This window comes from Kitasatospora misakiensis (genome assembly GCF_042656005.1).
GTDB lineage: Bacteria > Actinomycetota > Actinomycetes > Streptomycetales > Streptomycetaceae > Kitasatospora > Kitasatospora misakiensis.
Genome location: NZ_JBHSOF010000084.1, coordinates 1 through 20,047 on the forward strand (window position 1 = coordinate 1; position 20,047 = coordinate 20,047).

The following is a 20,047-nucleotide window of genomic DNA, read 5'->3' on the forward strand; positions in this document are numbered from 1 at the left end:
TGGCCCAGCCGCCCCACCACCCGGCGTCTCAAGTGATCCATTTGCCGGTCGGTCTTACTGCCGAATGCTTCAGCCGGAGGGACCTGCTCCTCAAAGCGAGCAAGGCGACGCTCACCACCGAGGAGATGCCCAGGGTCCTGCGGCGGGCGATAGGCGCCGGCCACGCGACCTCGTTCACCTACATCGTTGGCCTGGACCGGCTCGCCGACCTCCGGAGCGGTGTGGCCGAGCTGATGCCGTTCGTCACCGAGTTCCCCAACTTTCAGGTGTACCAGGCGCACAACGCCATCATGGCGGGCCTCCGGGCCGAAGGCTCCGACTCCCTGGAGTACTACCTCCAGGCCCGCCGGACCATCGAGGACATCGTCGGGCCGACCGGCCTCCGCCCGGCGGCATGGGAGTGCTACCGGCCGCTGTGGTACTTCACGTTCGGCGATGAGCAGTTGGTGCCGCCATGCTGAACCGGGCCGACGCGCTGTGGAGGGCAGCCACGTATGTGGCGGTGGTGCTTCTGCACCTCGATGACAACCAGCTGCTGACCGAGCCGCTCCAGACCGACCACGTCAAGCCTCGCTCCGCTGGCCACTGGGGAACCGTCCCCGGAACGGCGTGGGCCCTCGCCCACACGGTTCTCGCTGCTGGCGAGCTGGGGCCCGGCCGTGAGCTGGTCCCGGTGATCGGCGCCGGCCACGCGGGGGTGGTCCAGCTCGCCTACGCCTGGCTCACCGGCGAGCTGGCAGCCGTGCGCCCTCAGTACTCCCGTGACGCAACCGGGCTCAGGTGGTTGGCCCGGAACTTCCCTGACGTCGACGTCCTCGGTTCGGAAACCCATCCGCTGCTGCCGGCGGGAGCGGCACCCGGCGGATGCCTTGGTGGCGCGCTCGCGTTCAGCCACGGCATGGCGCTCGACGTTCCCGGGCGGGTCGTGGTGCCCATCGTCGGCGACGGGGAGTGCGAGACCCCCACGACGGCGGCGTCGTGGCTTGCGGCCCGGGCTCTGCAGGGAAGCGCTGTCCTGCCAATCGTCCACGTCAACGGCTTCCGTATGGGTGACCGGTCGCTGCTGGGGGCAATGAGCGACGCCGAGCTCGTTGCATACGCGGCCGGCCTCGGGTGGCGAGGCCGGGTGGTGCGCGTAACCTCGGCCACCGTCGATGAGCATCAGGCGTTCCGGGACGCCCTGGCCGTATCCGCTCATGAGGTCGCTGAGGGCTCACGGACCGCTGTGTTTCTCCGCTGCGTGAAGGGCTGGAGCGGACCGGAGGCGGTCGACGGGCGGCAGGTGCTCGGGACAGCTGCGGCCCACAAGACGCCACTTGACGGGGCCCGGGGGAACGAGGCCCAGCGCGGTCAGCTGGAAAGGTGGTTGGCGTCGTACCAGCCCGCGGAGCTCTTCGACCACGACGGCCAGCCGATCGGCGCTCTGGCCGAAGCCCTGGAGTCGGCCGCGTGGCACTGTGCGGCCGGCCCCGGACTCCCAACCCGTGAGCGTCCGAAGCCGGTCGTTCTCGGCAGTGCCGCCCGCTTCGGGGAGGCGGTAGGCAGTGTTCTCCGCGGGCATGCCACGGCCGGTGATTTCCGGGTTTTCAGCCCGGACGAGCTGTCCTCGAACCGCCTCGGCCCACTGCGGGGCGAGTCCTGGGTGTCCGAGGTGCTGGCCGAGGAGGTGCTCCTCGGCTGGCTGTCCGGCTGGATCAGCAGTGGTCGGCGCGGGGTCCTGGTGTCCTACGAGGCGTTCGCCCCGCTTCTGACCGCCGGGATCGTCGGCCACCTCAAGCACCGTCGCCTCGCCGAGGAGAAGGCGTTCCCGAGCCTCAATCTGCTGCTGACCTCGTACGGGTGGCACAACGTCTTCACTCACGGCGATCCGTCGCTCGCCACGGCCCTGCTCGCGACGGAGGACCCTGCGGTGACCGTGCTGGTTCCGGCCGACACGCAGCGGACGGCCGCCGCACTCGACGCGGCGCTGAACTCGACGGGCCGCGTCAACGTCCTGGTCGCGGGCAAGTACACCGAACTGCGGCTCCCGCTTGAGACCGCCGAGGAGGAACTGGCACGCGGGCTCGCGATCTGGCCGCACCTGAGCGACGAGGAGGATCCTGACCTCACCATCGTTGTGGCGGGAGACCTGCCGGCCGAAGCCGTCACGGCGGCGGTGCCGGTACTCCGCGACCGGCTGGGCTGCCGAATCCGCGTCGTGGGCGTTCTCGACCTCACCGTTCTCGGCGATCCTGGGCGCTGGCCCAAGGGCCTTACCGACGTCGAGGTCGATCACTACTTGGGCGAGCGCTCCGCTGTCCTGGTCGTCACGCTCGGGCACCCGGCAGCCGTGTGGGGGCTGCTGGCGGGACGCCTGCGGCTGGTTGACGTGCTCGGCTGGCGCGAGCCGCCGGGACCGATGTCGCAGGACGCCCTCGCACGCGAACTCGGCCTGGATACCGCCGGACTGCTCCGGGTGGCCGGTCGGCTGGTTACCAGGCCGGAGGCCGCCCGATGACGGAACTGTTCATCGACAAGGTGGAGACCGTGCCGGTAGGCGTGGCGGAGGCCGGGGACGACAGTGTCTTCGTCGCGGTCCACGGCGCCGGGCAGACCGGCTGGTACGGGCCCGTGAGCACGACGATTGGCCGGGCAGTGGAGGCGATCGGCCCCATAGTCGTAGGAGTCCCGCTGCTCGATCACGACGGCCTCCGACCGCGCATACGGGCAGCCGTACCGGAGGTCTCGGACTGGGCAGTCGGAGCGATCGACTGCGCGGTGTGGGACCTCCACGGTCGCCTGGTCGGCAAACCGGTGGCTGACCTCCTGGCCCCAGGACGGAGGACGCAGGCCGTACCGGCGTACGTCTCCTGGCTCCGCCTGGATCTCAGCGGCCCCGCTAGCCACGGTGCGCTGGCCCAGGTTCTCGAAGAGGGCTGGGCCTTCACCAAGTGGGGGCTGCGTCGGCGCCCGGGGGCGAGCGTCGCCGACGAGGCCAGGAATCTGGTCGCGGCACTGGCCGACGCCGCGGCGGTCATCAGCGAGCCCTTCGCCGTCGACGCGGTGGGCACCTGGAGTCCGCAGCTCGCTGCCGCTGTCGCCGGCCGCCTTGATCAGCCGATGCTGGCCTGGCTGGAGGACCCGATGCCGGAGCACTACCTGCGCGTCTACAGCCAGCTGGCCGCTGCTGGCGTGCCGGTTGCGGTGGGCGAGCGCCTGCGACCCGACGAGGACCTGGACACCCTCCTGGACTTCGTTCGGCCCACCGCGCTCACCATCGACGTCGTCGGGTGCGGCGGCCTCACCCGTGCGGTCGAGATCACCATGAGCGTTCGCCAGGCCGGTGTCCCGGTCTACCCACACGGTCGCTCGATGGTGCCCGGCATCCACCTCGTTGCCGCCTTCCCCGACGACGTCCCGGCCGTTGAGTACCGCCGCCAGTGGGAACCGCGCCGCCAACTCCTCTACGCCGAGCCCTGGATACCCAAGGACGGCCTGCTTCCCGACCCCGACGCCCCCGGACTCGGAACCCAACCCCGGAGACTGCGATGACCCGAACCATCGGCACCTTCCCTGTCCAAGGAACAACCCGTCACGACGAACACGGCCTGCTCCTCGTCCTGAATCGACGACTCGACGGGCACGACACCTTCCTCTCCGGCATCCTTGACCTCGGCCAAGGGGCGGCGGCCGTACGGATCTTCACCCTCGACGACGTCACCGTGCTCCGGCCGCTGGAAACGATCGAGGCGTCCAGCCCGGTCTGGGCCGGAATCCTCCACCTCCCGCACGGACTTCGCCCGCGCGTGGTCCCCGCTGACCTGGCGGACGCTGCCCAGGCCGACAACCGCGAACTGGACGCGCTAGATGCGGCCGAACTGCGGTACGCGCTGACGTTCCTCGGTGAGGCCACCACCGCCCAGATCCGTGCGGCGCGGATCGCCGCCATCGTCTCCGCCCTACCCCCGGCCGGGGGTGACGCTGCATGAGTGGGTCACTCAGTCGACTGGTCAGCCTGGACATCGGGGGAACCCTCGGAAGCGCGCAGGGCCCCGGCTTGGCGGCCCGGCTCGCGGCCATCTCACCGCTCGGCCCGAAGCAGGCCCGGCGCGTGATGCGGGACGTCCTGCACACCGCCCCGGAGATCACCGACGCCGTGATCAAACAGGTCTGCGCGGAACTGGACATCAAGCAGTCGGACTTCCCAACGGATCTGCCCGTCTCCCCGCTCGTCCTCTTCCCCGGAGTCGTCGAGGCCCTTCAGCAACTCAGCGACAGTGCCACTGTGGTCACGCTCTCGAACGTGACCTGCACCGAGGCCGATCCTGACCGGCTCCTCGCACTCCTCTCCCCGTGGGTCAGCGCCCACTTCCCGTCCTGCCGCACCGGGTTCGCCAAGCCCGACTGCCGCGCATTCTGGACCGTCGCCGACGCCCGCCAGGTGCCGGCCGCGACCATGGTCCATGTCGGCGACGACTGGGAATGCGACATCCGCGGCGCCACAACCGCCGGATTCGCCGCCGTCTGGCTCTCCCACGGCCGTACGGTCCCCGACGAGCACGTCCTCGTTGAACACGACGTGCTCGTCGCCCACGATCTCGCCGACGCAGTCCAGCACGTTCGCCAGCTACTCGATCTGAGGAACACATGAGCCTGTTCACCGGCACCGCCAGCTACTACCGCCAGTACCGCCCGGGGATCCCCGAGGAGGTCGCGACCGTCCTCGACCAGGCCGTCGCCCCCGGCGAGCCCCGCCGGCTCCTCGACATCGGAACCGGCACCGGCCTGGTCGCCGAAGCCCTCCTCGGCCGGTTCGACGACATCATCGCCATCGACAACGACGCCGACATGCTCAAGGCCGCCGAGGAAGCCCTCCGCCCCCAACTCCCAGACGGAGCCAGCCTGTCGCTCATCGAGTCGACGGCCGAGGACTTCAAGCCCCCGACCGGCTGGCAGGCCGACCTCGTCACGATCTGCCGGGCCTTCCACTGGCTCGACCAGGCCACAGTGCTCGCCCTCCTCGACGACCAGGTCGCCCCCGGCGGCGCCGTCGCCATCTTCGGCGACAACAGCTTCTGGGCCGCCGACAGCCCCTGGAAGCAGTCCGTGCGCGAGGTCGTCCAGAGCTTCCTCGGCGAGGAACGGCGGGCCGGCAACAGCACCTTCAAGCACCACAACCGGCCCTATAGCGAGATCATGGAGGAGTCGCCCTTCAACCGGGTCGAGGAGATCCGGGTACCCGTCCACCGGACGTGGAGCACCAACAGCATCCTCGGTTACCTCTACTCCACGAGCTTCGCCGCACCGCACCTCTTCGGAGGCCGCCTCGACGAGTTCGAAGCGGCCGTGGAGACCGCCCTCGCCCAGCACAGCACCGATGACGTCTTCCCGGAGGACAACGAGTTCCTCATCCGCATCGGCCGACGGGGCACTGAGTGATAGCAGTCGACGGCCCAGCCGCCCGCCAGTACGGGCGGCTGGCCGCACCCAGGGTCCTGACCGAGCTCACCACCGAATCCGTGCTCTGCCTCCCCATCGGCTCCCACGAGCAGCATGGCCCCCACCTACCGCTCAACACGGACACCGTGATCGCGGAGCGGTTCACCGGCCTGCTGGCCCAGCGGTACGGCGAACAGCACGACCTGTGGGCGCTGCCGGCCATCCCGTACGGGCTCTCGCTCGAACACACCTGGTCGCCGGGAACCGTGTCGCTACGGATAACGAGCTTCATGTCCCTGCTCAACGCCGTGGTCACGGAGCACCTGCAGGCGACCCCTGCGCGAAGGCTCCTGATCATCAACGGCCACGGCGGTAACCGGGGAATCCTGGAGCCTGCCCTCTACGAGCTGCAGCGCACGCACGCCGTCTCCGTCTGCGTCATCCACCCGGCCTCGCTGTCCACTGTCCAGGTCGGCGGCGCGACCGTCCCGGAGATCCACGCGGGCATCCGCGAGACGGCCATGATGCTCGAACTCGCGCCCGAGGATGTTCATCTCAACAGCCTCCCAACGGACTTCACCGCCAACGGTGCTGAGGCGAAGCGGCTCGTCCTGGACCGCGGCACGACCTGGCCGTGGACCTCCGGCGACACCACCATCGCCACCTGCGGCGTCATCGGAGGCGACCCGCGCCGGGCAACCGCCGACACCGGCCGAGCCATTCTCGACAGCGCCCTCGATGCGGCTGGCCACGTCCTCACCCACCTCACCAACCACAGCCCGTAACCGCCTCATGCCCTCTAGGAGATTCCGTGGCCCTCACCGCCGCAGAGAAGCACGCCTTCATGCGCGACGGCCTGCTCGTCAGGCGCGGCGCCGTCCCCGACGACCAGATCGTCCGAGCTCGTGAACTGGTCACCGACTGGTACCGCGAGTCGATGAACCCCGAGCTCATCAATGCCTACACACAGCGGACCTTCGCGCCGGAGCTCGGAAGCCACCCCGACCTGCTCGTGCTCTTCTCCGCGTCCCCGGCCGCCGAGCTCGCCCAAGACCTGCTCGGCACCGTTCGACCCGTGTCCACCGTGCAACTCCAGATCCGCATCCCCGAGGGCCAACTCGAACAAGCCCAGCCGGAGAAGGCGATGCACGTGGACGGCGTCGCCTGCCCACACCTCGACCCCGACGAGCTTCGAACCTTCTCGCTGCTGGTCGGTGTCGTGCTGTCCGACATCACCGACCCGCAGGGCGGTGCCCTGCGCTACCAACCGGGCGGGCACCTGGCCATGGCCGAGTGGTTCCGTACCCAGTGGTCGCTCGGCATCACGGAGCAGGTCCCACCCGACATCGACGCCCACGCCGGCATCCCGGTCCTCGGCCGGGCCGGCGACCTGCTGCTGATGCACCACCTCGTCCCCCACGCCGTTGGCCGCAACCTCAGCACTGAGCCACGGATCATGGCGTACTTCCGCGTGGAGCACCCCGACCACGCGCGGCGACGGCTGCAGGCGCTGCAAGACCCGTGGCTCGACTACCCGCTGCTGTCGCGGCCTGGGTGAACGTCCAACGGGCCGGGAGCCAGCCCGGCCAGTCCACTGACTCCACGACGGAGGGATTCCTGTGCGACCGATCACAGCAGAACAGCTCAACACCGCCGCCCGTGCCCTGGAAGCTGGCGAACTCGTCATCGTGCCCACCGAGCGCTGGTACATGATCTGCGCCGACGCCACGAACCTGGCCGCCTGCAACAGCATCTTCGACGGCAAGCAGCGGCCACGCGCCAAGTCCCTCGTCCTCGTCACCCCCTCCCTGGAGGAGTGCGAGAAGCAGTTCGTCATCCACCCCGAGGCCAGGCAACTGGCTGAGGCCTTCTGGCCCGGCGACCTCGCCATGCTCCTTCCCTGGCAGAGCGTGGACGTCGGGGCGCGGCACCCTGCAGTCGGGTCGCCGGCCCTCACCACCAACTCGTCGGGCCCGCTCGGAGTCCTCGCGACGGCGGCCCGAACGCCAGTGGCGGCGACGACCGTCAACATCTCGGGCGACGCGGGAGTCGACGCGCCTGGCCCTGCGATCACGGTCGGCGAGGTCCAGCGCTTCCTGGACTCCACCGGCGTCAAGGCGACCGTCATCCTCGACGGAGGAGTCTCGCCGGCCGCCAACCACCTCACCATCGTCGACTGCTCGACACCGGCAGCCCGTCTCGTCCGCACTGGTCTTGTCCACCAGCGCGCGATCTCCGCTGTGCTCGGCCGCCAGGTGGAGTGAGAGCCAGTAGCCCGAAGCCCGGCTGACCTGTGCGTCAGCCGGGCTTCGTCTATTCGCGGAGAGCGAGCCGTCAATCCCACGTGGAGCCTGCGAGGAGGCCGTCGAACGCGAGGGCCCGCATGGCGGCCTCGAAGTCGGCCCACTCGCGCTCGGGGGCGGTGAAGTGCTCGTCGAAGTAGGCGCGGGTGAGGTCGGGCTCGTGCCATTCGCAGCTGCAGCGGCAGCGGACGAAGACCTGAGAACGCACGTTCAGGAGGAGCCAGTCGCGGGTGGCGTCGCACTTCGGGCAGGTGATGGTGATGCCGCGCGGGTCGAGCGCGCCGGGGTGAGGGACGGCGCGGATCACGGGACGGTCGGAGGTCCAGACGGTGTCGGTGGGATCGGGCACGGGCGCCTCCAGGGGTTCTGGCCGGTGGGAACCGACACAAGACGATCCTGTGCGGAAATGTTCCCAACCAGCCAGAACTACATCGAATCGACATCAACTGCCCTGACTTCCCTACCCGCCAACGAGGTTGGCTGCGGTGGTGTCGACCTGGGAGACCGCGAGCCGGACGAGGCGAAGGGTTACGTCGAGCTCGGCGGGGCGGTGGAAGCCGTTGGCGTGGAGGGCGAAGGAGATCTGGTTCAGGTTGTTGCCGACCCGGGCCAGTTGGGCGCGGGAGTTGGCCAGTTCGTCGACAGCGCGGTCGAGTCGGTCTTGAGGATCGCCCGCACTGAGACCGCGGGCGTCGTTCAGACTGCTGGTTGCGCAGAAACGCGAGACGGTCTGGTTGCGGCTTGCGGCGGCGCGGCGGATCTCTTCGTACTCGGCGGCGTTGTATCGGACGGTCACACGGTGGGGGCGCTGTTGCGGGTCGCGGTGGCGGCGGCGTGGCTGGCGCGCGGGAGTGCTCGAAGCGAGGGTCTCAGGGCGGTTGCTGTTCTCCTCGACCTCACCCGGCACCCCCTGGTGCCGGGTGGCCGGTGACGAGTCGAGCGCCCCCGCTCGACTCGCCGCCGGCTCCCCCTCGCCGATCGGCGAGGGGGTTGCGTGGGACTGCCCGTGGGGCGGTCCCACGCGATAGCTTGCTGCGCCAGGGGCGGTCGGTTCGGACGCGCGACGCTGATCAGCGCTGAGAGTAGTCGAGTTGAGGAGCGCCTTCAGGTCGTTGGCGGAGCTGTCGGCGTGCTCGGGGTCGTGCTGGTGGTTTGTCAGAGGAGACTCCTGGGACGGACCGGGACGGCGGGCGGGACCGGACCGGACCGGACCGGACGGGGACGGGCTGCGGGGAGGGGACCCGGGTGCCTCGCGGGACGGGGACGGGCGAGGCACCCGGGGTGAGCGGAAGTGAGCGGATCAGCTGCCGGTGGCGGGTCCGTCGTCGTCCGGTTCGTCCGGACGGACCATCTTCATGACCGTGGTGAGGCGTTCGTCGGACAGTGTGAGGCCCTGGGCGCGGACCGCGTCCCGGACGACGGATCGGCTCAGCCGCCCAGTGTCGGTCCACGTCTGGACGGCGATGTCGGCCAGTTCGTCCAGAGACGCGCCCGGCGGACGGCCGGCGGGCCTGGAGGCCGGGGACCGCCCGGGCATTCCGCTCGGCCCCCGGCCTGCGGCTTCGCCACCGGCAGTGTCGTCGGTCCGAACCTCGTCCGCCTGGTCCGGTTCCGTCCACGGGTGGTCCGCATCACCGGACGGACGGCCCGAGCGGAACTGTCCGTGCGGGGCCGGTGCCAGGCGGCTGTCCTCGTCCGGTCCGGTCACGGGCGGCATCGGCACGGCCGTTCCGTCCGCCGTCCGGTCCGGTTCGGTGTGCCCGTCCGGACCGGTGTGGTCCGGTCCGGCGGACCGTTCGTCTTCCGGGGACTGTTCGCTGTCGGGAGCGGGGACGGGGACGGGGGTCGTGATGGGGACCGGCGCTTCGCCGTCCGGCGGGACGGCCGACCGGGTGTGGCGGGTGGTGTGGATGCCGAGGTGGACGGCTCCGGCGAGGGCGAGCGGGGAGATGGCGGACAGGACGCAGACGGAGGTGTCGCTGAGGTGCAGGTGCCCGGTGGCGGTGAGGGTCTGCTGGTTGAGGCGCACAGCGTGGAGGGTGTTGGCCCAGATGCTGGCAGCGGTGGAGGCGCCGAACAGCAGCCAGACGTATGCGCGGGCGGTGAGTTGGGCAGCGCGTAGGAGTAGCAGGGCGCGGACGCTGTAGGCGACGAACCCGTCGATGATGAGCGGGAACAGGTAGGTGAGCTGGTCGCGGATGTGGATGGCGAGGGCCATCTGGCGCAGGGCGTCATAGGAGAGGGCGAAGCCGGCGGCGGCGAGCAGACCGATGGCGGCGAAGTCCCAGACGGTTACACGGCGGGCGTGAGCGGCACGGCTTGTTGGGACGTGGGGCATGCGGGTGGCGGTTCTCCTCGGGGTGGTCGGGGTGTTGTTGGCGGCAGGCCGTCGCATCCGTCTTGGCCGTCCACGGCCTTACCCCACTTGGCCTGTTGCCTCGTTGGTCCGTCCCGTCGCCGTCCTGGTGACGTACGCGATGCCAGGGCGGCAGAAGGGCGCGGGGACGGACGGTGCGACGGGCGGCAGGGCAGTGCCGTCCCCGTGACGGCTTACGGGGCATGGGCTGCGACGGCGGGGACGGCGTCTACCGCTTCCGGCGGGTGAGGTCAGGCAGCGTTCGCAGGCACGCGGGGAGGCAGGGGGTGGACCTTGGGACAGTAGCGGCGCCAGGAGTCGGCGAACTTGTTGAAGGTGTAGCCCTTGCGCTGGGTGCCATCGGGCAGGCGGATGTTGGCCGAGGAGATCTGGTAGTCCTTCAGCAGCTCGGAGAGCGGACGGGCCGTGAGCCCGCCGCGTCCGTGCTCGCCCCAAGGCGCCTCGGGGTCGTCGTTCAGCGCGGCGAGGATCGCGATGGTGGACAGACTGTTCGGGTCGCCGTGGGCGAAGAAGATCCGGCGGATGTCGGCGAGGATCCTCGCTCCGCCGCAGCCGTCCTCCTCGATCTCCTCCTCGGCGGCGACCATGCGCACGCACGCCTGCCGGGCCCGGCGTGGCCAGGAGCCGCCGGCGAGGTCAGCGACCGCGACCAGGGGTTCCCAGGTGTCGGCGGCCCGGTCCTCGACCGGCATGTCCGGTTCGAGGGCCTGGGCCTGCTCGTGGACCTGGGAGGCCCAGAGCGAGAGCTTGGCGCGGGTTTCCCGCAGCAGGACACCGTCACGGCGGTCCCGCAGCGGCGCGACGATCTCGCCGTCTGCGCGGCGGCGCATGCGGATCACGATCGACCGGTCCATGATCGTGTCGGGCAGATCGCCGATCCCGGCCAGAGCGGCCATGGCAAACGTCTCGAACTCGCGGGCCTGGTGGTCGGTGCCGACCGCCCGGGTGACCGGGCGATTGCGCTGGTGCCCGGCGTTCAGCAGCCCCCGCAGGTCCTCGTACTTCTCGGCGGTCCTGGGGTTGCCGAAGATGGTGTCGACCTCGTCGACCAGCAGGGTCCGGGGCCGCTCGCTGATCGTGCGGTAGACCGCTGCCGCACTGGTGTTGACCGTGATCAGCGGGTCGTGGACGGTCTCGACCAGGACGTCCAGCAGGCGGGACTTCCCGCACCGCCGGGCCGGAGCGACGATCGCCAGGCGCGGGGCGTGGTGCCAAACCGCCTGCAGATGCGTCGCGGCGGCCCACAGCGTCACCGCATCGAGCGCCTCCGCCGAAGGCAGGACCGCGTACCGGCGGACATGGGCGTGCAGTTCCGCCAGCAGCGAGGCGCCCGGCGACTCCGGCACGTCCGGAACCACGTCAGCATCCGGTAGGTCGTTGGCCGCTCCTTCGGCGGCTGCAGGCTCTCCACAGGCTGTGGGCGCCGGGAGCGGCTGGTCAGTCCCGTGGACGTCGGGGCGGCCCGGCTTGGCGACCGGCGGCCACGAGGCCGCCACGGCAGGAAGGTTGGACAGGTGGGACGTGGAGGTGATGAGGGACTCCAGACTGCGGTACAACGGCGAACCGGTCGCACCGCTCGGGGGATCGGAGGGCGAGGAGGGGACTGCTTCCTCGGGCGAGTGAGACAGCGCGGGATCAGGCCGCCTGGTCGGCGCTCTGGCCGTCGAGCCAGGCTTCCACCTCCACCCAGCGGTACCGCAGGTGCCGGCCGACCTTGATCGCCACTGGGCCCTGGCGGCGGTGTCGCCAGGCGTACACGGTCTGCAGCGGGACGCCGAGGTACGCGGCGAGCTCCTCTGCGCTGGCTAGCGGACGACGATCGAGGGCGGCACGGGAAGTCTTCGGCAAAGAGGTCTCCGGAGAGTAGGGGACGGGGAATTCCGGTAGATCGGCAAGGCCCGTAATGGGCCAGGCGCGTCTGCGTGGGGAGGAGTCTGCACGCGACACGGAGAAAAACCTAAAAAGGACTCCGAGCCGTCTGCCAGACACCTCGGGCGAGAGCTAAGCCTTGCCCGGAGAACGGCGTGCGGGGAATTCTCCACGTATCCCGGCTCGCAACCTAAAAAGGCCCGAACTGGCTCTCTGGCTACCCGGTCGGTGAGCGCTGCGCCGGGCAAAGCGGCACACAGAGGGATCGTCGCGAGCCCCTCTCGCAGGCGAGCGGCCTTGCTGTTGCAAGGGGTTCGGCCCGCCCCCGACGTGAGGTCGACCACCTGGGACGATCCGTCACTATCGGGACGATCGGATACGGATGAATCCCCTTGGGACTCCATGCTTGACAAAAGGCCGCCGGGCGATCAATATCCAACACCCACCCGAGAACGGGCTCCGTGCGCGTTTCTTCTCAGTGGCTCACTTGGCAAGCAGATCATCTTGCCGCGACTTTCCCACCTCACCGCCGGCCGAAGGCCGCGCCTCCCCATGTCCCCGATCAGAGGAGCCGAATGGCGACCGTTTACGACACCTGGCACAAGACCCACCCGCGCCCCACCGACGAGCCCTGCGGTGAGCACAAGGGCAAGTACCCCACCGCCGACCACGGCAAGGGCAAGCGCTGGCAGGTCCGCTACCGAGACCCCAGCGGCGAGCAGCGCAAGCTCAATTTCGCCCGGCGGGCCGATGCGGACGCGGAGGCTTCCCGCCTCGACAACGACCTCAACCGCGGTGCCTACATCGACCCTGCCCTCGGCAAGGAGACGTTCCGCGAGGTCGGCGAGCGGTGGCGCGCGAGCGCCGTCCACGGGTCGAGCACCGTCGAGCGCGTCGACCGGGCTCTTCGCCTGCACATCTACCCGATCCTCGGCGACGGGGCCATCGCGGGCGTCAAGACCTCGGACATCCAGGCGTGGGTCAAGGACCGCTCGAAGGTGCTGGCACCGTCGACCCTGCGGGTGCACTACAGCTACGTGACCGCGATCTTTCGCGTCGCGGAGCTCGACCGCCAGATCCCGTTCAACCCGACGAAGGGGGTGAAGCTGCCGCCTCCGCCGCGCAAGGAGATCGTCCCGCTCGCCGTTGAGGTCGTGGCGGCCTTGGTCGACGCCGCCCCCGGCTGGTACCGGGTGCTACTGCTCCTGGCGGCGGCCTCGGGGCTGCGGCAGGGTGAGCTGTTCGGGCTTGAGCTGGCGCACATCGACTTCAAGCGCGGCACGGTCCAGGTGAAGCAACAGGTGGTTGGCCCCGATCGGGGTGAGCCCTACCTCGCGCCACCCAAGACCCACGAGAGCCACCGGACGGTCCCGGTGGCCAAGCCCGCGATGGACGCGCTGGCGGCGCACCTGGAGAAGTACCCGGCTCGGCGGGTCGATATCGAGGACCGTACCGACCCACGCCCCGCCAAGTGGAAGCGGCGGAAGGCGCTGCTCGTCTTCACCAACGAGCGCGGTGAGGCGATCCGTCGCGCGGCCTGGGCGGCAGTCTGGGAGAACCTCGTGCGAGTCGCTGACAAGGCCATGCGGAAGCAGCACGAGGGCGCGATCAAGAGCTGGGAGCGCCGTGGCCGGCCGGACGACGCGGAGCCGACGCTCCGCCAGGTGCCGGACGACGCGACGATGCACGACCTCCGGCACTTCTACGCCTCGGTGCTGATCAAGCACCGGGAGAGCGTCAAGACGGTGCAGAAGCGGCTCGGCCACGCCAAGCCGTCGATCACGCTCAACACCTACACGCACCTGTGGCCGGACGAGGAGGACACGACGAGGGCGGCGATCGAGGCTGTCTTCAGCGCTGTGCCGTCGATCGCTTCCGCTCGCCTGAAGAGCTAGAGCTGGCTCTAGCTAGCTGCCTACATGTCTGGCTGGAAGCGCTTGACCCGGTTCCGCACGGAGGACAGGTGGATCCGCTCCGGGCGGCCAGCGAAGAGGTAGAACAACGACTCTGGCACGTAACCCGGCCGACGAAACCAGTTACGTATCTGGGCTCCAACCCCCTGGTCGTCGGCGATCTCTCCCAACACCTGCTCGGTGTCCTCGTAGATGTGATTGGGGCGCAACCGTCCCGAGGACCGTAGACGCATGAATTCCTGCTGCGGGGTCAGCCCATTCGGCCCCGGAGTCCTGCCCCATTCCATCAGCGCAGGCGTGGCCATGAGTACATCGTTGATGACGTTCGAGGTCTGGACGTGGTGCCACACCTCCAGCAACGTCACGTTCTGGCTTGGGTTGGCCAGGTGGTGGGCAAGGTTGGCTAACAGCCGGCTCATCAGCATCAGGTTGCGACGGACATCCACCGGAACCTGTGTCCCAAGCACGGCCATTGCGCCCTCGCGGAGCAAGAGGTCGGCGATGCTGACGGCGCCAGCGCCGCGTGGGGCAACGTGGCAAGCGCTGAGCAAGATGACGGGCGGCGGCTTTTCCAAGCCGAGTCCGACGTACGACTGATCTCCGATAACGAGAGCCGCTGCAGTGCCAGCAATCTTGCCGTGTGCACTGATGATCAGGATATCCGGGGCGTGCTCCTTCACGGCCTTGTGGAGGGCCTCCAGCGACAAGGTCTCCGCCAGGTGGAGAGTGAGACCTTCGGTGTCAGCATGCATCTGCTGAACCAGCTGCCAGCCCCGTCGGGACTCTGCTCCAACGGGGTCGCTCGTGGGGATGCACTCGGCGACCAGGATGCTGATGCGGTTGTCCCAGTCGAGGACGGGCGAGGTCGCAGCTCGCTGGACCGTGCGGGTCAGTGGGAGCATTGGTTCATAAGCGATGGGCAGACGAGCCGCCAGTGGTGCGGTGTCCCCTGGCATGGTGACGAGGCCCAGCGGGAAGTTGGAGAAGACCGATAGCGCGGAGGCGCTACGTACTGCTTCGATGACGGCCTCGGTGAACAGCGGCCTGACTACGGCGTTGAGCCTGTTCAGCAGCTTCCGCACTGAGCTGGGATGATCTTGGGTCGCATCTCTGAAGTGCTTCTCCAACTGTGCGAGGAGAGTAAACGCCTGAGCGGGAACGGAAGGCATCATCAGGCCCGGGCCACCGTTGGCGGTCGCCCGGTGGGTGAGGACAAATTCGATCGCAGCCCGCTCAACCATCGCGTCAGGGCGCTCCCCGATCTCCGGCGCCCAGACGTCGTTGACGTCGCGGTCTGACGTAGGGCGGACACGAGCCTTCAGCTCGGGAGAGTACGCGCGGCGGACATAGGCGGGAGGCACTCCTGGAAGGGCCAGAGACGTGGTGATCTGTCGATGGCCGACTGTCTCGGTGACAGCCTGTGCGAAGTCCAGGTCCGGGGATTCGAATGACTCCCCTCGCCTGTCCAGTTCGGCTGCGGCCGCGACGAACGCGCGATCGTAGATAGAGCGGCGAACCAAGGCGAGGGGCTGAACGTTGGGTTCGGGCTGCTCGGAGGGCCTGCCGAGCCGACGCATCAGCAGGCGGTGAGGAAGATCAAGAGCAGCCAGATCTAGGCGGCGGGCAAGCGTGGGCAAGCCCTCCAACAAGGGCTTGCCGAAAGAGAACTGCTTGTGGATGGCCCTCCAGTGCCCGTCGATGCTGTCGTCGGACAGCGACGAGAAGGAGGCGGCTGGTAGGGCGAAGCCAAGGTCGACTGCGCGTTTCGCGGTCCGGTCAAGCAGGTTGTCGGGACACACGGCGAGTACTGGTTGCCACAGAGCGCCGAGGGTTCGCTTCTCGAATAGGTCGATGGGCATCAGCAGGATGCTGTGGCCCATCGCGAGCTGGTACGAACCCTGCAGCAGCCAAGGATCCATCTCCACCAGGTCGAGACGTGACTGGGGCAAGTGGAGGCAGTACCAAAGGCCCGGGAGAGCTGTGGCCGTATCGCGTGCCAGACCATGAGGTACAGCTGTGTCTGCTCCGTGGCTGAATGGCAAGGAGACGATGGGAGGCTCGTAGACGGACTCCCCGCCGGCGGGATCGAAGACCGCGCAGTAGAGAAATGGCGGGTACGTCGACGGCTCCGGGTCAGCTGTCATCCCGGGAGGTTACCGCGACTGCGTCGCCCCACTGGGAGGTTCTGCGGATCACAGCAGCCAAGCTGCTGTGATCCGCAGCCGAAGCGCCGCATCGCAGATTTCACACCAACGCGCACGCAGAGTGCGCTGCGAGCTTGCGTTGCCAGCGGCTAGGAGTGGCACAACGAGGGTCATCGATGGCGGCTGTCCCCGCCGAAGTGCCCTCGTTGTGCCCTGTGGCCACCTTGAGCCTGCGTTTCCGCAGGTCAGCGGCGTCGACTAGCGGTAGTTCACGAACTGGATCGCGAAGTCCAGGTCCTTGCCCTTGAGCAGGGCCTGCACGGTCTGGAGGTCGTCACGGCTCTTCGAGGTCACCCGGAGCTCGTCGCCCTGGACCTGGGCCTTGACGCCCTTCGGGCCCTCGTCCCGGATGATCTTCGCGACCTTCTTGGCATCGTCCTGGGAGATGCCTTCCTTCACGTCCGCGAAGATCTTGTACTCCTTGCCGGACAGCTGGGGTTCCTTGGTGTCCAGCGCCTTGAGCGACAGGCCGCGCTTGATGAACTTGCTCTGGAGCACGTCCAGGATCGCCTTGACCCGCTCCTCGCCGTTGGCCTTCATCTCGATCGTCTCGCCGGAGCGCTTGATCTCGGCGCCGACGTTCTTGAAGTCGAAGCGCGTGGAGATCTCGCGGGAGGTCTGGTTGATCGCGTTGTCGACCTCCTGCCACTCGACCTTCGAGACGATGTCGAAACTGGAGTCGGCCATGGGTGTTGGTCTCCTTGATGTTCTGGCTGCACTGACACGGCCCGCCCCACCGGGCGCCCGCCGCCCCAGCCTATCCAGCCCACCCCCACCCTCGCCCCGGCACAACCACGCCGCACCCGCCGATCCCGCCCCACTCATCCGGGTGGCGAACCACCCCCCGACATCAGGTAAGGTTTACCCAGTCGAACGGGGCAAGCCCCGAGAGGCGAACATCCTGGCTGGTTGCCCGAGCGGCCAAAGGGAGCAGACTGTAAATCTGTCGCGCAAGCTACGCAGGTTCGAACCCTGCACCAGCCACAGGATAGAGAAACAGCCCCTGACATGCGGAAACGCATGTCAGGGGCTGTTCTCGTTCATTCGAACGCTCGCGGCGCCCCTGCGGCCGTTTCGCGAGGTTTGTCCCACCTGAGACGGTCCGCCTGCCGCTGCCGGACACCACGGCGCCCGTGGCCGTGCCGGTGCTCGTCGACGGGCTCCAGGACGAGGCCGCCCTCCGGCGGCGCGCCCGCAACATCGCCCTGACGAACGCCAGATGCTGGCCGAGCTGGGCTTGGTCCAGAAGGCGAGCGCCCAGGTCAAGGTGCACCGGACGTCCAGCCTGTTCAAGCTGTACATCCTGAACCGGCAGGAGGCGTTCTTCGGCTTCTACCCGCTCCGCGAGCGCACGGTGGCGATCGACGACACCGACCACACCGTCTACGTCGTGATCGGCAAGGACACCACCCTGTTCCACCACGCCGCCGGCCCGGACGACGCCTCACTCGGCTCGCAGTACGTCCAGCAGGCCCCGATGTGGTTCGACAGCGTGTGGTCCACGATCGCCTACGAGCGGCAGTCATGATCGGCACCCCTCAGGAACTCGCCGACGTGCTGCGGCCGGTGAAGCACGTACTCCTCGACTTCGACGGCCCGGTGTGCTCCGTATTCGCCGGCCTCCCCGCTCCGGAGGTCGCGCGCCGACTCCGTGAGGGCCTGCTCGCCGCGGGCGAGCGGGCCCCGGTGGGGGCGGAGGAGGAGAGCGACCCGCTCGTTCTGCTCCGGCTGATCTCGGACGCCCGCCCCGATCTCACGGAGAGCACGGACGCCGCGCTGGCCGCGCTGGAGACCGAAGCCGTCCGGGTCGCTCGCGCGACTCCGGGCGGAGAATCGGTTCTCCAGGCATGTGCCCGCTCCGGCCGTCTAGTCTCCGTGGTCAGCAACAATGCGGGAGTGGCCATCGCGGCATACCTCGCCGAACACGGCCTCAGTCGCTACGTGGCCGGCGTCTTCGGACGCGCCCCGGGTGATCCCTCCTCCATGAAGCCGAACCCGCGCCTCCTGCTCGAAGCGATGGAAGCCGCCGGCGCCGCTTCGGAGCACTGCATCTTCATCGGCGACGCGGCCCGCGACGTCGAGGCTGGAGAAGCGGCCGGAGTCCCCACGATTGGCTATGCGAATAAGCCAGGGAAGGATGAAAAGCTGGTCGCCGCTGGTGCCGTAGGGATTGTGGACTCGATGCAACTCGTCGCCGACCTGCTGATCAGGGCGTTGTGATGAAGGATATTTCTAGTGTCGTTGATTCTGCCTCTTGCGAATTACCTCGACCGACTTTGCGGCAAGAAATCCCGGAAAGTCGATATCATCGACCAGGCGGGCGAGTTTAGGATTTTTGGATATCCTGTCACGTACTACAGATGCTATGGCTTCGGCAGTCCAGCCGCGAGTAACGTCGCCGGTTAGTCCACCTACTACACCATTCACGGACTGAGTGATCGTCCTGGCTTGATCTTCAGGGTAGGCGCGAAGGATCATCTGTCGCAGAATCTCCGAGGCTTCGCGCGGTTCACCTTGGGTGTGGTTGGAAATCTCCACGGGCGCGTGCATCTGTGCCCAGATCACCTCCACCCCTTGATGAGTGATCTCCCATGTTGCATGGGCTCCGCAGAGGTATTCGGAGCGAGCTGCACTGGTGATTGGTCGGTCGCCCGGCCAGGCGGTCCCCCTGCTGACGGCGAATGATGAGCCGACGAAGAAGGCATGGCCAGGGAGTAGTACTCTGGCCAGTCCGATGATGCCAGCGATGGCAGAAACTCGCGCTGTTGACAGGTGACCGAGAACTTCACGGGCTCGTGCCATTTCGAAAAAAGTCTCGCCCTCGACTGCCTTTCTCATCCAGGTGGGTGGGATGAGCAGGTGGGAGGCAAACTCGTTGGCTTCGCGCTCCTGGTCCCAAGCACCGACCAGGGAGCTGCTCGTGGAGGAGGCGTCGGCGGTCCGCTCGGGATTGCACTCTACGTTATTTGTGTGCCATGCAAGCTCGACATGCCCAAGCTCATGGGCAAGCGTGAACCGCTGCCGCAAAAATGGCCTGGATTTGTGCGCAATGATCAATGGGCGAGAGCGGTTCAGGATGGTAATGGCGTCGCACTCGTGGGGCCATTCCTCCCATTTCAGCTCTGCCTTATTCTCAATAAGAGCCTGGATGTCAATAGGTGGCTCTAGGGAGAATTTATCAATCAAGCACTTTGCGCGCGTTGCTGGAGGAGTTAGATTCTCCCTGTCGTTACCAGCCACTCGTACACGCCCTTAGCCTGTTCCTCGGATTCCGCGCGAGCGGCAAGTGCGTAATCCGAATGGCTGGCAGCAAGGACTTCCTCCGCAAAGGGCCGGTCGTGCTTCCTGTCGGCGAGAATGTAACGCAGGGACTCAGGTCGCTCGGTGCATGTCCTGTACTCATCCCAGGTCATTCCGAGGTACTCGTGCAACGGTAGGTCGGAGTCGCCGTCGTGCCACGCGTCGACGAAGTCGTCAAGATCGTCAAGGGAAGCTCGCCCGCTCAGGGCTGCCTCCACGAAGGACTCATGATCGGTTTTGCTAGACATCGATCTTCCTGCCCTTCACAGCCTCTTTGATGATCTCGCCAGTTACAGCATGCGCAACGCCGCGCGGTGATGGCGTTCTCGCCTGCTGCTGGCCCCGGGGAGAGCTCGGCCTCAGCCGTCGCTGCGACGACCTTTGATCGAGGGCTTGCACTCGGACCATGATCCGGACCAGTGGTGGACGAGGTCCGGTCCGTGATCAAGAGTCCGCAGGTCAGAACGTGCCCGGTCAGCGGTCTGTAAATCTGTCGCGCAAGCTATGCAGGTTCGAAACCTGCAGCAGCCTCAGGATAGGGAATGGCGGCCCCCGGCTCACGTTTCTGTGAGTCGGGGGCCGCTATGCGTTCCGGGGTGGTGCGGTGGGGGTCACTGGTTGTGGGTGAGGAGGAGGGTGGTGGCGGTTGGGGTGTTGGGGGCG

The 20,047-nt window shown here is 68.0% G+C and carries 20 protein-coding genes, 1 tRNA gene and 1 pseudogene; 13 read left to right on the forward strand and 9 right to left on the reverse strand.

Annotated features, from left to right (window positions below; translation table 11 throughout):
* The 9 genes and pseudogenes from ACFP3U_RS35045 to ACFP3U_RS35085 all read left to right on the forward strand — a co-directional run.
* A pseudogene (locus ACFP3U_RS35045) lies at window positions 1-461 on the forward strand (hypothetical protein); the annotation flags it as partial.
* Window positions 455-2,497 carry a phosphoketolase family protein gene (locus ACFP3U_RS35050; RefSeq protein ID WP_380229814.1) on the forward strand — a complete coding sequence of 681 codons (2,043 nt, stop codon included), beginning with the start codon at window positions 455-457 and terminating at the stop codon, window positions 2,495-2,497. The pseudogene ACFP3U_RS35045 and the gene ACFP3U_RS35050, both read left to right, overlap by 7 nt.
* On the forward strand, window positions 2,494-3,531 hold the full coding sequence (locus ACFP3U_RS35055) for an enolase C-terminal domain-like protein (protein WP_380229815.1): 1,038 nt from the start codon (window positions 2,494-2,496) through the stop codon (window positions 3,529-3,531). Before ACFP3U_RS35050 ends, ACFP3U_RS35055 begins: the two co-directional genes overlap by 4 nt.
* Window positions 3,528-3,968 (forward strand): hypothetical protein, encoded by a 441-nt coding sequence (locus tag ACFP3U_RS35060; RefSeq protein WP_380229816.1) that lies wholly within the window; start codon window positions 3,528-3,530, stop codon window positions 3,966-3,968. The genes ACFP3U_RS35055 and ACFP3U_RS35060 overlap by 4 nt, the downstream gene beginning before the upstream one ends.
* 68 nt (window positions 3,969-4,036) lie before the next feature.
* Complete coding sequence (locus ACFP3U_RS35065) at window positions 4,037-4,630, forward strand: HAD family hydrolase (RefSeq protein ID WP_380229817.1); 594 nt, start codon at window positions 4,037-4,039, stop codon at window positions 4,628-4,630.
* A complete protein-coding gene (locus tag ACFP3U_RS35070) occupies window positions 4,627-5,418 on the forward strand; it encodes a class I SAM-dependent methyltransferase (RefSeq protein WP_380229818.1) in 792 nt (263 codons plus the stop codon). Before ACFP3U_RS35065 ends, ACFP3U_RS35070 begins: the two co-directional genes overlap by 4 nt.
* Complete coding sequence (locus ACFP3U_RS35075) at window positions 5,415-6,203, forward strand: creatininase family protein (protein WP_380229819.1); 789 nt, start codon at window positions 5,415-5,417, stop codon at window positions 6,201-6,203. The genes ACFP3U_RS35070 and ACFP3U_RS35075 overlap by 4 nt, the downstream gene beginning before the upstream one ends.
* A gap of 26 nt (window positions 6,204-6,229) precedes the next feature.
* Complete coding sequence (locus ACFP3U_RS35080) at window positions 6,230-6,976, forward strand: phytanoyl-CoA dioxygenase family protein (RefSeq protein WP_380229820.1); 747 nt, start codon at window positions 6,230-6,232, stop codon at window positions 6,974-6,976.
* 61 nt (window positions 6,977-7,037) lie between these two features.
* Entirely contained in the window at window positions 7,038-7,682 is a 645-nt protein-coding gene (locus ACFP3U_RS35085) for an L-threonylcarbamoyladenylate synthase (protein ID WP_380229821.1), read from the forward strand.
* Window positions 7,683-7,752: 70 nt separating this feature from the next.
* Here ACFP3U_RS35085 and ACFP3U_RS35090 read toward each other — a convergent pair whose 3' ends face one another.
* The 5 genes from ACFP3U_RS35090 to ACFP3U_RS35110 all read right to left on the reverse strand — a co-directional run bounded on the left by ACFP3U_RS35090 (window position 7,753) and on the right by ACFP3U_RS35110 (window position 11,946).
* Window positions 7,753-8,070: a hypothetical protein gene (locus ACFP3U_RS35090; protein WP_380229822.1), complete on the reverse strand. Its 318-nt coding sequence runs from the start codon at window positions 8,068-8,070 to the stop codon at window positions 7,753-7,755.
* A 111-nt stretch (window positions 8,071-8,181) separates the two neighbouring features.
* Entirely contained in the window at window positions 8,182-8,997 is an 816-nt protein-coding gene (locus tag ACFP3U_RS35095; RefSeq protein WP_380229823.1) for a plasmid mobilization protein, read from the reverse strand.
* 24 nt (window positions 8,998-9,021) lie between these two features.
* On the reverse strand, window positions 9,022-10,059 hold the full coding sequence (locus ACFP3U_RS35100) for a DUF2637 domain-containing protein (RefSeq protein ID WP_380229824.1): 1,038 nt from the start codon (window positions 10,057-10,059) through the stop codon (window positions 9,022-9,024).
* Window positions 10,060-10,328: 269 nt separating this feature from the next.
* Window positions 10,329-11,594, reverse strand: a complete 1,266-nt coding sequence (locus tag ACFP3U_RS35105) for a DUF3631 domain-containing protein (protein WP_380229825.1) — start codon at window positions 11,592-11,594, stop codon at window positions 10,329-10,331.
* A 139-nt stretch (window positions 11,595-11,733) separates the two neighbouring features.
* Window positions 11,734-11,946, reverse strand: a complete 213-nt coding sequence (locus ACFP3U_RS35110; protein ID WP_380229826.1) for a helix-turn-helix transcriptional regulator — start codon at window positions 11,944-11,946, stop codon at window positions 11,734-11,736.
* 596 nt (window positions 11,947-12,542) lie between these two features.
* Here ACFP3U_RS35110 and ACFP3U_RS35115 point away from each other — a divergent pair.
* Window positions 12,543-13,862, forward strand: coding sequence for a tyrosine-type recombinase/integrase (locus tag ACFP3U_RS35115; protein ID WP_380229827.1), 1,320 nt, complete (start codon window positions 12,543-12,545; stop codon window positions 13,860-13,862).
* Window positions 13,863-13,882: 20 nt separating this feature from the next.
* Here the strand turns inward: ACFP3U_RS35115 and ACFP3U_RS35120 are convergent, their stop codons facing one another.
* Together ACFP3U_RS35120 and ACFP3U_RS35125 are read right to left on the reverse strand one after the other, a co-directional pair.
* Window positions 13,883-15,799: a CHAT domain-containing protein gene (locus ACFP3U_RS35120; protein WP_380229828.1), complete on the reverse strand. Its 1,917-nt coding sequence runs from the start codon at window positions 15,797-15,799 to the stop codon at window positions 13,883-13,885.
* Window positions 15,800-16,282: 483 nt separating this feature from the next.
* Window positions 16,283-16,771 carry a YajQ family cyclic di-GMP-binding protein gene (locus ACFP3U_RS35125; RefSeq protein WP_030312610.1) on the reverse strand — a complete coding sequence of 163 codons (489 nt, stop codon included), beginning with the start codon at window positions 16,769-16,771 and terminating at the stop codon, window positions 16,283-16,285.
* Window positions 16,772-16,987: 216 nt separating this feature from the next.
* On the opposite strand from ACFP3U_RS35125, the gene ACFP3U_RS35130 reads away from it, so the two are divergent.
* From ACFP3U_RS35130 to ACFP3U_RS35140, 3 genes are all read left to right on the forward strand, one after another.
* A tRNA-Tyr gene (locus ACFP3U_RS35130) sits at window positions 16,988-17,068 on the forward strand.
* A gap of 235 nt (window positions 17,069-17,303) precedes the next feature.
* Window positions 17,304-17,612 carry a hypothetical protein gene (locus tag ACFP3U_RS35135; RefSeq protein WP_380229829.1) on the forward strand — a complete coding sequence of 103 codons (309 nt, stop codon included), beginning with the start codon at window positions 17,304-17,306 and terminating at the stop codon, window positions 17,610-17,612.
* Complete coding sequence (locus tag ACFP3U_RS35140; protein ID WP_380229830.1) at window positions 17,609-18,304, forward strand: HAD family hydrolase; 696 nt, start codon at window positions 17,609-17,611, stop codon at window positions 18,302-18,304. Before ACFP3U_RS35135 ends, ACFP3U_RS35140 begins: the two co-directional genes overlap by 4 nt.
* A gap of 12 nt (window positions 18,305-18,316) precedes the next feature.
* Here ACFP3U_RS35140 and ACFP3U_RS35145 read toward each other — a convergent pair whose 3' ends face one another.
* Window positions 18,317-19,324 (reverse strand): ImmA/IrrE family metallo-endopeptidase, encoded by a 1,008-nt coding sequence (locus ACFP3U_RS35145; RefSeq protein WP_380229831.1) that lies wholly within the window; start codon window positions 19,322-19,324, stop codon window positions 18,317-18,319.
* Complete coding sequence (locus ACFP3U_RS35150; RefSeq protein ID WP_380229832.1) at window positions 19,297-19,632, reverse strand: hypothetical protein; 336 nt, start codon at window positions 19,630-19,632, stop codon at window positions 19,297-19,299. The genes ACFP3U_RS35145 and ACFP3U_RS35150 overlap by 28 nt, the downstream gene beginning before the upstream one ends.
* Window positions 19,633-20,047: the final 415 nt, after the last annotated feature.